We start from the raw sequence: 14,306 nt of genomic DNA on the forward strand, positions 1-14,306 counted from the left end.
GGCCCGGCCGGTGCGGGGATCGGGCCGGACCGTAGCCGTCCGGGGTCGTGGGCGGGCAACCGCCCGCCACCGGCGCGGCGATGCAGATCGACCGCCGATACCGTGGTGGCACGGTCGCGGCTGTATCCGCCATTCGGGGCCGATCGCCGCGTGCGGGAGGCCGGGACTGCCGGACCTTCGAGGGCGCCGACCAGTTCGAGGGCCCGGTCGCCGGGCGTCACCTCGCCGGCTGATCAGAGTTGCGGTTCACCGGCTGGCGGGACCGGTGGCAGACCGGCGCTCGAGCCGACGCCGACAGCGGGCCGATGCCGAGATATGCTGCCGTGGCCGCGAATCCCCGTTTCGCGGAACGAGCGGCACTGCCATGCGATCAACCGAGAGGATGTGGCCGGTAGCGTGAGTAGCTATCTGGTTGTCCAGCTGTACTGCCTTCCCGCGCAAGCCGATTCCGTGCGCTCGGCCGCGGCCGGTGAACTGGCGAAGTTCCCCGAATTCGCCGAGGCGAGAACAGAACTGGCGCCGAAGGCCGAAGGTGAGCACCGGATGCACCTGGACTGGGCCGAGGAGCATCCCGGCCAGGACCCGGGTGAGCGCACCTATTTCTCCCTCGAGATGACCTCCCCGGCCGATGTGCCGGAGTCCGTATTGCGGAACGTGGAGGATCAGATCATCGAGTGGATCGATACGACCTTCAACGACGAGGCGAACGATATCGCCGAAGTCCAGTGGGCGAGCTTCGCGGAGATCAGACAGGACGCCTGACGGCCGCGCCTGCCACGGCCGGCGCCCGCTCCCGGCCGCCGGGATGAGCGACCGCGACTCCGGTCGCAAATCCCGCTGTTCCACGAGGTCGGCCGCCAGAATATGGCGATGCGAACCTATGTCCGTGTACTGACGGCGGCCGTCGCCGCAATACTCGTCGTCTTCGCGCCCACCGCCGCGGCCGCCCCGGTTTCCGGCGGCTCGGCTCAGCTTCCGTTCCCGCTGACACTGCAACCGGAAGGAGTACGGGCTCCGGCGGCGGCGCTGGCGGAAGCCGGTACCGGCGTGATCATGTGGTCGCGGCAGCCGGATACCCGCGTCCCGATCGCCAGTATCACCAAGGTGATGACGGCGGTGGTCGTGCTCGAATCGGGCGATCTCGAGCGCCCGATCACGGTGCCGCGGGCCGCCGTCGACTATGCCGCCGCCTACGGCGGAAGTACCGCGGGCCTGGCCCCCGGGGAGGTGCTCACCGCGCGCGAACTGCTGTACGCGATGATGCTGCCCTCGGGGTGCGACGCCGCCTATGCCCTGGCCGAGGCGTTCGGCCCGGGCCAGGACGCTTTCCTCGCCAGGATGAACGCGGCCGCGCAGCGGCTGGGAATGCCGAATACGCATTTCAGCGACCCCAGCGGCCTACCGGCCCCCGACGATTTCGCCACGTACTCGACCCCGGCGGAGCTGGTGCGGCTGGGTCGGCACGCGATGGCCGATCCGGTTTTCCGGGAGATCGTCGGGTCGCGGGTGCACCACCTGCCCGCCGGTCCCGCGAATCGGGACCATGTCTGGGAGACCACCAACGGGCTGCTCCGTGATTACCCGGGCACCACCGGGATCAAGACCGGGTCCACGAACGCCGCCGGAACCTGCCTGCTGTTCGAAGCCTCCCGGGGTGCGCAACGACTGATCGGTGTGGTCCTGAACAGCTCACCCGACGATCTCGCCGCCGCCGCGGCCGACGCCGTCCGCGTCATGGACTGGGGTTTCGTCCCGATCCTCGCCGGGCTACCGGTCGGCTGACCGGGCGCTCGACTGAACGGGGCGTTCCCGCGGGGATTGCGACCTCGACACCGGGCGGTTCGAGGAGCCCGAGCGGCGGCGGTGTGCCGATGCCGCCGATAGGCTTTTATGCGAGGTTTGTACATGGGAGTGGTGCCGAGGAGACCGAAGAGTTCACCCGGCATCGCTGCCGATCGCTGCTCGTGTCCGACCGAACAATGGAACTCGGCAGCTGATCTGCTGGTCGGGGCAGTCGGTGCTACCCCGGCCAGCAGAACAATTACCTATAACCGATCAAAAGTTGAGCTGTCGCCCTCACGAAAACTCGAGGCTGAGAAGCTGCTGGGCTGCCGCGATAACTGTGGCGCGCGAAGGCAGTATTCTCGCGCTGACCGGGGGTGAGACCCAGTACCATCCCATCGGCCGATCGGTCATGGGCAGCCACACTCGCTCCCCGGACTCCAGAATTCGAATGCCTGCGGCGCCGAGTTCCGCGCCGGCTGCTGCGCGGGTCTCGTTTCCCCGCGGTGGGCCCACCACAAAGACCCATTCGCGGTGGGCCCGCTGGTAACTGATGATCGGCAGCGTGGTGATCGCGTCACTTTGCGAGACGACCTGCCGCACCTGGATACCCATACTCGCGGGCATTGCTACCGCCCCGATCGACCTGGATGCGATCAAAGCCACCCGCTGGAAAGAGCTCGACACCTTGAACCCCATGCTGCGGTATACATGGGCGACATCACGGGGACTGTGGCAGCTTTCGAACATCACTGTTCCTCCGCTCGGTGGTCGTGCCTGCACCCCGCGCGGTGGTATGCAGGTGGCGCCTCGGTCGCGGTTGTGGTTCGCGCGTGCCCCTTGCCGTGGTTTTCGACGAGATTGCCGAGCGAGATCGGGTGGGCGTGATCATCGAGTCGTATGCGGTGCCATTCGGGCCGGCCGTGTGTCTCCGGCTCGGCCGTCGATCGGGAAACCATGTATGCCATCGGTAACCTCTAGTGCTGTCTCACCGCAACAGTGTCATGGACATCGATTGGTGAAGCATCCGCCGACTTCGCGATGTCATCGCGGTACGATTCGCGGCTGAGATAAATCGCGGCAAAAGAGACCAGACTGACGATCATGATGTAGACCGAGAGCGGCCAACTGGATCCGGACCATGCGAACAGTGCTGCCGCCACGAACGGCACCGGGCCGCTCCAGATCATCGAGCCGACCTGATAGCCGATTGCGGAACCGCTGAATCGGAGTCGAGTTTCGAAGAGCTCGGAGATGAAACTCGCCATCGGTGCGTATGCGGTCGAGTGGACGATCGAAACCGCGATGATCATCGAAATTGTTGCCGCGATGGTATTCCCGGTATCGATCAGCCAGAAGATCGGGAAAGCCGCAGCCGCCGCCATCAAACATCCGGCGAGTAACACCGGCCGCCGTCCGTGGCGATCGGCGAGGATTGCCGCCACCGGCAATGCCGCGATCTGCAGCAGCGCCGCGATCATGATCGAGACCAGCATCGAGCCCCTGGTCAAACCGTCTTGATCGGCGCCGTAGCTCAAGGCGAAGACAGTCGCTATGTAGAAAACGACGCTGTTCACCGCCATGGCCATGATCGCGGTCAAGGTCGAAACCTTGGCGGTGCGCAGCAACTCGACCGCCGGGAACCTCGATTCCTGCTGCTTGTCGCGCACCGCGCGGAACGCGGGGGACTCGGTGACGCGCAGCCTGATGTACAGGCCCACGAGCAGTAGTACTGCGCTGGAGAGGAACGGGAGCCGCCATCCCCAGCTCAGCATTTTCTCGTCGGGAAGTAGTTGCACGAAGTAGAACGCGGAGGTCGCGAGAACAAGGCCCGCCGGCACTCCGCACAGCGGCCAGCTACCGTAGAAGGCCCGTTTGCCCGGCGGGGAGTGTTCCACCGCCATCAGGACCGCACCGCTCCATTCGCCGCCGATCGCCAGACCTTGAAACATGCGGGTGACGACCAGGAGAATCGGCGCCCAGATTCCGATCTGGGCGTAGGTCGGTAGTAGCCCTACTGCCGCTGTTCCACCACCCATCAGTACCAGGCTGACCACCAGCATGGCTTTTCGGCCGATCCGGTCACCGAAATGCCCGAATACCGCGCCGCCCAGTGGTCGCACGACGAATGCGACGCCGAAGGCCGCGAATGAGGCGAGCGTGCCCGAGAGGGGGTCCAGATCCGGAAAGAACAGCTTGTTGAAGACCAGCGCGGAGGCCGTCCCGAAGATGAACATGTCGAAGAACTCGATCAGCGTTCCGATGAAACTCGCGAAGGCGACCTTCGGAACCGACACGCTCGGAAGTGAATCTTGAGTGGCCATTCGGCGCTCTCCTTGCCCTGTCACTAGCGCCACAACTATGTGGCACTGCACAACAGTAGGTTATTAGACACACATGTACAAGGTCCAACTTTTAGACCTGTCGGCTGGGTGTGCGCCGCGCGTCGACGTGTAGCCCTGTGAGAGTGGTTGCGGTTCCGCGGGTTTGCCGACGAGTGGCGCGTGTTCGGGTGGGTCCTGTCCGTCGCCGCACCCGTAGCGGTCTCGTGCAGGATCGCCGAGGGTGTGGTGTCTGCTCGAGGCGGTGACGCCCGCGTGGCCCGGCGCGCTCTGCCGAAAAGTTGCCGAGCGCTCGGTGCTGCATCGGACCAGGGCCGGGAAATCCCCACTCTGGCGAACGTCCGACAAATAGCCTAGAGTCTATTCACTGTCACCCGCGGGCTGCGTGAATTCCGGCGGTGGTAAGCGCCGATCGGACCCGAGAATGCCGACCGGTGCGCCCGGGCAGCACCGTCGCGCAGCTCGCTCTCTACACCGACTACAACTCGATGCTGTTCGAGGGCGCCGAAAAGTCTGTCGGTTGCGACCGAGGAGTGCAGAGCACTATGAGAAGAACCCCCTCCGATGGAGTCGAAAATGATGCAGACCGACGACCTTTCCGAACTTCCGGATGCCTCGACTCGAGGCGCGGGCCGATGACGCGCAGCCTCGGATTCATCGGAGTGGGCGCCATGGCGACTCCGATGGTGTGGCGATTCATCGAACGTGGATGGGAAGTTCATCTGGTCGACCCTGCTCCGGCGCGAACCGCAGAGTTCCGCGACCATCCTCGGGCCGTGATCCACGAAGATGCCGCAGAGCTGGTGGACGCGACGACTTACACTTTGCTCAGCCTGCCGACTCCTCGCGTGCTGTCGGAGGTCAGCTCACGTCTCGCCTCGGTGAACACCCGGTCTCCGGCAATCGTGATAAACACCTCCACCACTGGACCGGCCGCATCGCGTGAGGCCGCAGACCGCCTGGCCGCGGCCGGATCGGCCTTTGTCGACGCACCTGTCAGTGGAGGAGTGGTAGGTGCGCGCGAAGGCTCGCTGACTGTTCTGGTATCCGGAGCCGACGAACCGGTGCGAGCCTGCGAACCCGTGTTCGAGGTTATCGGCAGGCAGATCCTACGAATCGGTTCCGAGGTGGGGCAGGCGCAGGTGATGAAAGTAGCGAACAACGTACTTTCTCTCGGCGCGCTCGCGGCCACCGCGGAGGTCACCGCGCTGGCGCGCCGCGCGGGGATTCCGATGGATGTCGCGATCAGTGCGCTCGATGCCGGCTCCGGCCGCAACTCCGCCACCTCGGTGAAGTTCCCGCGGCATGTTCTGAGCGGGGAATTCGACTTCGGGTTTCCCGCGGACGGAGCGCTCAAAGACGTATCCCTTTTCACCGCGTTCGCCGCGGAACTGGGTGTCGAGACGCCTCTCGGACAGGCGGTGGTCGACTGCTGGCGCCGTGCCGTCGAGTCCGGATACGGCGCGCAGGACTGCACTCGTATCGTCACGATGTACGAGAGTATGGCCGGATTGGCCGATGAGGACGAGCGGTGACACGCGCACTGTGCGCAGACGCGGGCAAACAGCTGTGGCACGCGATCTGCCGCACCGCGGAATCGGCCGATGGGGCGACGCTGCTGCGTGCTGCCGGATGTCTGGCGGTCGGGATCGCCGATATGACCGGGTCTGCTCGCGACCCGATACATCAGGAGACCGCCCGAGTGCTCGCCGCGGCCCCCGGCGCGTGCACCGTCACCGGCTCGGATGACGGCGCACATCTCACGGGCGCTGCTACCGCCAACGCTTATCTCATGCACGCCCGGCTCACCGACGACTCCTTCATGGTGGCGGCGCACCCCGGATCGGCCGTGATCCCGGTGGCGCTGGCCACTGCCGAATACGCCTTGCGCACCGAATCGGGAAGAGTGGATGGTGAACATCTGCTCCGAGCGGTGGTCGGAGGCTATGAATGTGCCTGCTTGCTTGCGGAATGGCTGTTGCCGGAGGTCTCCCGACGAGGATGGCGGGTGACCGCAGTGATCGCACCGCTGGCTGCCGCCGCCACAGCGGCGCTGGTGCTGAGACTGTCCGACGAGGTCGCCTGCTCGGCTCTGGGCCTGGCATCGGCCGGTACCGGCGGTCCGCTCGGCGTGGTGTCGACCGAGGGAGACGGTTGGCGGCTACAACCCGCACTGGCTGTCCAGACCGGTGTGACCGCCGCGCTGGCCGCCACCGCCGGTCTGCGCTCGGCTGCCGACGCTTTGACAACCGAACACGGGTTCTACGCGCTGTTCGGTGGCTTGTTGGAAGCCCGAGAACGATATCGGCCTCGACCGCCCGCGATCCACCGGGTGACATTCAAGCGGTACCCGGTCGCGATGTTCGGCCAATCGATCTTCGATGCGGTCCGGTCGCTGCCCTCGATCGTTGGCAGCGCGGAGAGCATCGTTGTCGATGTGGCGCCGTTCGCCGCGGAATACGGCAACCAGCAAAGCGGTTCGACGACATCGATAGCCAGCGTCGAGGGCATCACTCTCGCGGCCATCGAGCAGTTCCTTCCCGAACTGTATGTCGGATCCGGAGCTCGCCGTGTTCCCATCCGCGTAACGGGGAATCCGGCCTTGCCGGATCTGGCCGCCTGCATCGATCTGACCCTGACCGATGGGCGGAGGTTCTCGCTGGCCGGCGACGGAGACACCAGCGGCTGGCAGATCGGCGATTTTGCCGATCACTGCCACGCTCTCCTCGGTGCGGAAGGAACCTTCCTGTGCGATGCCGCCGCGGCGCTTCTCGAGCAGACCGAGGTCGAACGGTTGCTCGAGCGGTGGCGAGCTACCCGGTGAAGCCCGGGCCCACGCCGCGGCGGCATCCCCTCATCAGGAACCGGCGGACGGCAGCGCCGAGTCGGGAACGACAACGGCGCCCCCGTCGACGACGGCAGTCGCTCCGGTCGTACTCGCCGACAATCGTGAGGAAAGGAAGACGACCGTGGCCGCGATCTCGGCCGGATCGACCGGGCGTCCCAGCGGCACTGTGCTGTCGATCCGCTTCCTGGCGGTCTCGGCATCCACCCCGGCCTGCACGCGGGCACGCTCGACCCGTCCCTCGTAGCGGTCGGTGGCGGTAGTTCCCGGAACGACCGTATTGACCCTGATCCGGCGGTCGACCAGCGCGGCCGCATAGTGACGGGTCAGTGCTTCCACCGCCGAGTTGATGGCGCTGACATGCGGCGACAGTGGCCAGTACCGCATCGAGGCAATCCCGGAAATATTCACGATGCTGCCACCGTCACGCAGGTGGTCGAGTGCCGCCTGAATTACGGCTTCATAGCCGAGCACCTTCAATTCGAACAGTTCCAGCCACGCCTCCCGGTCCGGGTGCCCATGGTCTATCGAGAAGCCCGACGCATTGTTGACCACGCCGTCCAACGGTCCGAATCGTTCGGCCGCGGCCGCGACCGCGTGTCGGCCACCGTCCGCGTTTCGTAGGTCGGCCTCGACAAAATCGACTCGCGGGTATTCGGCGAGTTCGGCGCGCGCCCGGTCGATCGAATGCGTGGTCCGCGCCGCGACGAGGACATAGGCGCCTTCCTGCAGGAGTACGCGGGTTGTTGCCAGGCCTATACCCCGGGTACCTCCGGTAACCAAGAAGACCTTGCCGCCCAGCCCTGGGTCCATCACTGCACACTCCTGCCGTCACTATGCATGGCCGCCAGTCACGACCAGCCGTTGATGATGAAAGTTGGACATTACCATAACTGATCAAAAATCTCTTGTCACTGACAGTATTCGGATTCTAGTCGGGTGCCCGTGTCGGCTTCAGTTGCAGTTGTGGCAGGTCCTCTCGGAGGCGGATAGCAGTAGGTTTCCACGGCGTGAAGCTGTCGGCCCAGCCTATTGACCAGAACACATCCATAAGTATATTGTTCGACATATTGGAGAATGCGTACCATGAGTAGCGACTCGGCAGCGCCTGCCCGGCCGCCGAGTCCGGTCGTCTCTCCGATTCACCGTTAGTCCGATGCATGAGCACGAGGAGCACAGATGAGCGCGGCGACCAAACCTTGGACCGGCGTTGTTCCCGAGGCGGATCTGGCCAGTTTCGGTCGGGAATTCGCCCAGGAGGACCGACCACTGCGGGCGGGAACACGGCCGGCGATCCTCGTCGTCGACATGACCCGTGCTTTTGTCGACTCGACGTACTCGACAGGCTGGAGCGCGACCGGAGTTCCCGCGGTCCATGCCAACGCGAGGCTGCTCGCCGTGGCCCGTGGAGCGGGGTTGCCGATTTTCTTCACCAAGGCATACGCCGATCCGGATCACCGCCCACTTCCCGCGGAACGCGGTCGGTGGAAGTTGAACGCAACTCCTGAACCCCTGCCCGCGGGAACGCCGCCGGGAGACGTCATCGTGGACGAACTCGCACCGCAGCCGGGCGAGATCGTCATCAACAAAGGAGGTAAGCCCAGTGGGTTCTTCGGAACACCGCTCGCCTCTCAGCTCGTGCACGCGGGTTGCGATACCGCCATCGTTACCGGAATGACGACCAGTGGATGTGTTCGCGCCACGGTGCTGGACGCGTTCCAGTACAACTTCCACGTGATCGTGCCCCATGAGTGCGCTGCCGATCGGAGCCAGATATCTCACCAGGTGAATCTTTTCGATATGCACATGAAATACGCCGATGTGGTGGGAGTCGACGACACGATCGAGTACATACGAGGCCTGTGAGAACCCGGGTCTCGTAGGGCATGAGGTCCCTACTGCCGGTTCGGCCGATTGCGGACCCGCGGAGTCTGCCCGCGTTCATCCGTGATGCCGTATGTCCGTGTGTTGTTCACCGGCCGATGCGAGTCCTGGCCATCCGATGCCGGGCCATGATTTCGGTAGGATGATTGAGCCACGCGCGATTTGGCGCACCAGGTCGTCATAGCCCTCGCTGATCTCGGCGAGGTGATCCCATGCGCGATGGCGCTGCACCGGATCGTCGTTGCTGTACAGAGTCCAGTCAGCGCAAGCCCATGCCTCGGCGAAGCGAGCGATCGCACCTCCGATCGACTCCGTGCCTCGCGGAGAGCCGGGAACCGGGCGTGGTAGCTGCCCGCTGATCCACGCATCAATCGCGCCCACCACCTCACCGATCTGCCCGTGAATGCAGTGACCGTTATGGGGATCGATGATCCACTTCTTATACAGGGCTCCTAGCGCACAAGCCCATCTCGCGATGGCGGAGTCGTTGCCGGGGTGGCCCTGGACCGCGTCGAGCAATTGCCCGGCGGACAGCAGTTGTGTCTGCGGCCGCGTGGTGGCCGGCACATGAAGCGGAACGAAATGTGTACACACCTTCATCACCGCCGATCGTTCTGGGCGTCGAGGAGACTGGCGACCAGAGCTGCCACGCTTCCGAAACCGAAAGCCTCGCTGACGACCTGCAAGTCTTGCAGCGTGAGAGGATTCGCGGTTGCCTGCGGCGCCGACGGCCCGTATTCGCACCATCGGTCGGTGGGTTCCGGTCACCGTACACACCCTCTCGCCGGTAACGTGTCGACCGGCCGTGGGCACCGAGCAGCGTCCCGGCGAACGACCGCGGCCCGGTCGTGAGGCGAACGCCGGGTATCCCATGCCTGGGCGGCGTCTGCGTTGATGGTCATCGGATACCTCCTGGCGCAGTTCCCGTGCCTGATCGCCGACCCCGAGCAGCCGCTGAACCTGCTCGGTCGGCGACTTCGTGATGTGCGTTCGGTCCGGATCGGTCGGCCCCGCCGTTATCGGATTTGCTGTTCGCGATGACGGGGCGCTGATCCTGTTCGTCCTGGGTGGTGCCGGATGCGGACCGCACTTGGGTTGCTGCTGCGGGGATCGGACAGGGAACAGCATCTACCTGTAGGTAGACCTACCGGCATCCGTAGCCGATGCGGTCGTGGACGGACACCGTGGGCGATTACCGGGGGTGGCCATCGGAAGTGATCGGGAGGTCGTCGATATCGGCCGGGCGCACGACGATCACACGATAGTTCGTACAGCGCCGAAGACGCTGCGGTCCGAGGCGACGCCGCCGGCAATCGCCGGGGTATTCGAGGGGAAATAATCCAGGCGAGAAGGTCTTCTCACGGCAGCCGGTGGCCGAGCACAGCGAACATGGTCACGGAAAAATGGTAATCGCCTCTGGCGATGCCGGTCTTCAGTTCCGCGAGTAAAGCCACCCACTCGTCTCGGGTCAGCACTCCCTCGGCGAGAGCTCGCTCGATCACCGGCACGAACAATGTTTGTGCGGTTCTCGGGTCGCAGATCAGCGCCTCTGAGCCGGTGCTCGCGATCGAGAACCCGGCCGCAGTGAGCAGGCCCCGTAGGCATCGGCCCGACTCGGGGTGGGGAATGAAGGTGTACAGGACGGTCATCAGGCGCGCGATGGTGCCGGCATCGCCGGGATGCGCGATCGCGGTGGCCCAGTCGCTATCCATGAGCAGCGCGACGCCTCCCGGCCGCAGAACTCGTCTGATCTCGGCTGTGGCGGTCCCGGGGTGGTCGAGATGCTGATAAACGCGCTCGCAGCGGATCGCGTCGAAGAAATCATCGGGAAAGGGCAGATGATAGGCGTCGGCGGGGACGAAACGGGCGCGAGATCCGGCGGCAGCGGCGCGCGATTTCGCGACGTTCACCATGGCGGGATTGGGATCGATACCCACCGCATCGCCGTCCGGGCCCACTCGGCCCGCGAGTTCCAGCACTTCGGTGCCCGTCCCGGCGCCTATATCCAAGACCCGGTCGCCGGAACCGACCGCCAAGATCTCGTGCCCCCACCGACGTAACCGCCGGACACCTGGTATTGCCGCTTGAAGGTCGAGGATATCGATGAGCGAGGACGCCGGTCCGTCCAGGTCTGCCCCGGAACCGGCAGGTTTGATCGGCCTCGCATCCATATGGAATGAGAGGGCCGGATCGAACCTTTGGTGGTCGCTCGGCACAACCCCGACTGTAATCGCGCACTGCCATCGAGTAGCGGTCGATGCTGCTCGGCTATACTACCGGCCATGTCGGCGACACGCCGAGACTCTCCGCGTCCGATGTTCACGACCGAAGGTTTTGTTGGTCGTGGTCCGGAGCTGGACAGGATAAGCACACTCCTGCTGGGTTCCGCCCGATTGGTCACCCTGGTCGGTTCGGGCGGGATCGGAAAGACACGACTTGCGACCGAGGCTGTCAATCGATTCCGAAAAGCAAAACAAATCACGGTGCATTGGGTGCGGCTGGCACGTTTGTCCCGTGGGTGTGGCACTGCGGCAGTCGAGGAAGAGGCCGCCGCTGCCGTTGCCGGTACCGACTTCTCGGATCGATCGGCTTGGGACGCAATAGTCGATACGTTGACCAAGCCCGGCCCGGCAGGAAATCCCATGCCGACGATACTGGTATTGGACAACTGTGAGCATGTGCTGGAAGATGTCGGCCGCTTTATTGTGGACTTGCTGGAGGCGGTCGCCGAGTTGACAATCGTGGCGACTAGTCGCGAGGCGATCGGTTGGGTCGACGAGCACGTCGTGGAAGTTCCTCCGCTGACCCGGCAACAAGCTCTGGCGCTGTTCCGTCAGCGCGCCGAATTCACCGGCCATTCTGTCGACGACGGAGAACAGCTCGCGATGGCGCGCCTGGTCTGCCGTCATGTCCACAACCATCCCCTGTATATACGATTGGCTGCGGCACGGCTGCTACGGCAACCATTGGCGATGATCCTGCATGAGTTGAGCGGTGGCGCAACCGATAAGCGAATGCGTTGGTCCCACGGGCCACGATTGGGCGCGGAACCGCGGCATCGGGGGGTCCGCGACGTCATCGCCTGGTCGTACGACCTGTGCTCGGAAAAAGAACGGTTACTTCTGGATCGGATGTCGGTTTTCGCCGCCGGTTACGATACCAATCCCGAAGATGGGACTTGTTCTTCCTATGATGTCGGAACCGACTTGGAAGCCATTCGGATCGTCTGCTCCGATGATTTGTCTCCAGAAGGGGAACCGGCGCGCGAAGAATCGATACCATTTCTGGTGGCCGAGGAGATCGAAAAGCTTCTAGAGCGGCTCATCGACCAGTGTCTGGTAACCCTGCACATTACACCCGAGACGGTGCGGTACTCCCTGCTCGAGAGTATTCGGTTGTTCGCGGAGGAGCAGCTGGCACGACGCTCCACCGACGCCGTCGACGAACCGGCAAAATTCATCGGCCGGCACCGCCGATATTATCGAGATAAAGTTGTTGCAGCGCAGCGCAATTGGTTCAGCCCCATGGATCAGGAACTGCCGGACTGGGGGTATGCGGCGCGGGACAACATCCTCCTCGCAATAGAGACAAGTCGCGTGTCGGACGAACCTGCGGTGGGTTTGAGGATATGTACCGGTTTGATATCCGTTCGAGCACCTATTTTCAAAGGCTCACTCCGTGAATTGCGGACATGGTGTGAACGCGCATTACGGTCCACGCCCGCGGAGGGTCGGGATGCGATCGAACTCCGGATAGAGGCAATGGCGCTGATCGCATGGGTCGCCCTGTGTCAAGGTATTCACGAGTGCGCCGAGCAGTTTCTCGAAGAATGTGCTGCTGCCTGTCTGGAAGATTCGGAGAGCCGGCGGGACTGGCGCGCGTCTCCGGAAATCGATACGGGGCTTCCCGCACCCCTGGAATCGGTGTGGGGAGTCGAGTTGATGACCCGTTACCGAGACCCGATAGCTATCACCGTGTTGGCGCGTGCCCGGGAGAAGTACCGTAGTCTCGGTGACCGAGCCGGTGAGGCGAGGAGCGAACTGGACGAAGCGATGGCCGCAAGTTTTCTCGGGTCAGCTTCGGTCGCCTTGGAGATCACGCAACGTCACCTCGATCGCCTCAGCGCGACGGGTGCGCGGTGGGCGAGAACATGGGCCGAGACGGCTCGGGCGATCGCGTTGACCAGACACGGCGACCACGCCGAGGCGCTGGCGCTCGCGCGCGCAGTCCTGGCGCAACAGCTGCCTCTTCGCGACCAATGGGGCGCCGCGATGTCGGTGCATATCGTGATGTGGGCACTCGCACGGAACCTTGCCGCTGTGATCGCGGCCGGAAGCACGGGCAGAGCCGAACTCACGGCACTGGCCACCGAGATCGCTCAACTCGCCGGCGGCGCCACGACCTTGAGGGGCGAGCTCAAAATCGCTATCGGCCTCGCTCCTTTCGGTGACGAAACCGGGAAAGCGACCGATATCGCCCGCCGCGTCCTGGGGCAGGAGGCATTTGTGGCCGCCGAGCGGCAAGGGCGCCTGTTGCGACCACGCTTGCACGAGGCGCAGCGACTCGCTATGGGTACTGTCTCCATCGACAGCATGCCCCTGGATCATCCCGCAAGGAAGAGCGCACCCTCCCATTGGGGCGAGTTGTCTGCAGCCGAAGAGCGGGTCGCGATTCTTGCGGCGGCCGGATGGACGAACTCGGCGATCGCGGCTCGCCGTGGCAATTCCTCCAGGACGGTCGACGCGCACATGGCCGCGATCTTCCGGAAATTGATGATCACCTCACGACAAGACATCGTCGATCTGGTGCCCGCGGACAAGCTCGATCAGGTTCGGCGGGAGAGTGGGAGGAGGCCACGCCAGACCAGGTAGGGGCCACTCGGTCCGCACCTCATGGCGATCACCGTCGACCATGCGGCTGTCCTCCGATGCGCCCGACCGGGACCCCGCGGCATGCCACCGCGAGGCGTGCGAGGTTCGTGATCGCTGGATGGAAGAGGCCGTGACGTTGGTGATGCCCACTGCGTCGTCGGCCGGGTCGGCGGGCGATGATGCGGAGGGTGCTCGATTCGATCCGCTGTGCGAGATCGGACGGGTTCGCGGCGCCGAGATGGTAATGGCCCTCGAGCCGCCGGAAGAACCGCCTCTCGGCTCACTCACGGCCCCGCGGCGCCGACATCTCGACTAGGTAGGTGATATCGCGGAATCGCACCTGTCATCGCTGATGTGAGGCCTGTACCTAGTCGATGAGAATTCGAAGTGCCGGCGAGAACAGGTGCAGGGCCAATTTCGAAAGGAGTGGTCGACGGCGAGCGGAAACCGACGACAGGATGATCACGACCCCTGCGGCGCACAACGGGGTGTGTCGAGGTCGGGCAACGGCGCCCGGTGGGGTCATGGTCTTCCCGGCGGATCGCCTCGCACCAGAGGGCCGCATCTTCGCCATCGAGGGCC

General features: G+C 64.4%; 12 protein-coding genes. 6 read left to right on the forward strand and 6 right to left on the reverse strand.

What is annotated here, in order from left to right; all coding sequences use genetic code 11:
* Window positions 1-221, reverse strand: a 221-nt coding sequence (locus ON38_RS37235; RefSeq protein ID WP_039828576.1) for a hypothetical protein, incomplete at its 3' end; no start/stop codon positions are given.
* A gap of 175 nt (window positions 222-396) precedes the next feature.
* On the opposite strand from ON38_RS37235, the gene ON38_RS30565 reads away from it, so the two are divergent.
* Together ON38_RS30565 and ON38_RS30570 are read left to right on the forward strand one after the other, a co-directional pair.
* Window positions 397-762, forward strand: a complete 366-nt coding sequence (locus tag ON38_RS30565; protein ID WP_157182012.1) for a hypothetical protein — start codon at window positions 397-399, stop codon at window positions 760-762.
* 108 nt (window positions 763-870) lie between these two features.
* Window positions 871-1,782 carry a D-alanyl-D-alanine carboxypeptidase family protein gene (locus tag ON38_RS30570; RefSeq protein ID WP_039828662.1) on the forward strand — a complete coding sequence of 304 codons (912 nt, stop codon included), beginning with the start codon at window positions 871-873 and terminating at the stop codon, window positions 1,780-1,782.
* 294 nt (window positions 1,783-2,076) lie between these two features.
* Here the strand turns inward: ON38_RS30570 and ON38_RS30575 are convergent, their stop codons facing one another.
* Both ON38_RS30575 and ON38_RS30580 read right to left on the reverse strand, forming a co-directional pair.
* Window positions 2,077-2,397, reverse strand: coding sequence for a hypothetical protein (locus ON38_RS30575; protein ID WP_157182013.1), 321 nt, complete (start codon window positions 2,395-2,397; stop codon window positions 2,077-2,079).
* A 362-nt stretch (window positions 2,398-2,759) separates the two neighbouring features.
* Complete coding sequence (locus tag ON38_RS30580) at window positions 2,760-4,106, reverse strand: MFS transporter (RefSeq protein ID WP_083873232.1); 1,347 nt, start codon at window positions 4,104-4,106, stop codon at window positions 2,760-2,762.
* 653 nt (window positions 4,107-4,759) lie between these two features.
* Between ON38_RS30580 and ON38_RS30585 the strand changes: the two genes are divergently transcribed.
* Entirely contained in the window at window positions 4,760-5,659 is a 900-nt protein-coding gene (locus ON38_RS30585; RefSeq protein WP_039828581.1) for an NAD(P)-dependent oxidoreductase, read from the forward strand.
* A 122-nt stretch (window positions 5,660-5,781) separates the two neighbouring features.
* On the forward strand, window positions 5,782-6,948 hold the full coding sequence (locus ON38_RS30590; RefSeq protein ID WP_245564434.1) for an MmgE/PrpD family protein: 1,167 nt from the start codon (window positions 5,782-5,784) through the stop codon (window positions 6,946-6,948).
* 33 nt (window positions 6,949-6,981) lie between these two features.
* On the opposite strand, the gene ON38_RS30595 is transcribed toward ON38_RS30590, so the two are convergent.
* On the reverse strand, window positions 6,982-7,782 hold the full coding sequence (locus ON38_RS30595; protein WP_051165500.1) for an SDR family NAD(P)-dependent oxidoreductase: 801 nt from the start codon (window positions 7,780-7,782) through the stop codon (window positions 6,982-6,984).
* Window positions 7,783-8,148: 366 nt separating this feature from the next.
* Here ON38_RS30595 and ON38_RS30600 point away from each other — a divergent pair, with 366 nt between their 5' ends.
* Window positions 8,149-8,835 carry an isochorismatase family protein gene (locus ON38_RS30600; protein ID WP_039828583.1) on the forward strand — a complete coding sequence of 229 codons (687 nt, stop codon included), beginning with the start codon at window positions 8,149-8,151 and terminating at the stop codon, window positions 8,833-8,835.
* 75 nt (window positions 8,836-8,910) lie between these two features.
* Here ON38_RS30600 and ON38_RS34510 read toward each other — a convergent pair whose 3' ends face one another.
* Together ON38_RS34510 and ON38_RS30610 are read right to left on the reverse strand one after the other, a co-directional pair.
* On the reverse strand, window positions 8,911-9,456 hold the full coding sequence (locus ON38_RS34510) for a hypothetical protein (protein WP_157182014.1): 546 nt from the start codon (window positions 9,454-9,456) through the stop codon (window positions 8,911-8,913).
* A gap of 755 nt (window positions 9,457-10,211) precedes the next feature.
* Window positions 10,212-11,024 (reverse strand): methyltransferase domain-containing protein, encoded by an 813-nt coding sequence (locus tag ON38_RS30610; RefSeq protein ID WP_051165502.1) that lies wholly within the window; start codon window positions 11,022-11,024, stop codon window positions 10,212-10,214.
* Between the two features lie 111 nt (window positions 11,025-11,135).
* On the opposite strand from ON38_RS30610, the gene ON38_RS30615 reads away from it, so the two are divergent.
* The gene (locus ON38_RS30615) at window positions 11,136-13,724 is read left to right on the forward strand and encodes an ATP-binding protein (protein WP_083873233.1); all 2,589 of its coding nucleotides are present in this window, start codon (window positions 11,136-11,138) and stop codon (window positions 13,722-13,724) included.
* Window positions 13,725-14,306 lie beyond the last annotated feature (582 nt).

This window comes from Nocardia testacea NBRC 100365, from assembly GCF_000308775.1.
In the GTDB taxonomy this organism is placed as follows: domain Bacteria; phylum Actinomycetota; class Actinomycetes; order Mycobacteriales; family Mycobacteriaceae; genus Nocardia; species Nocardia testacea.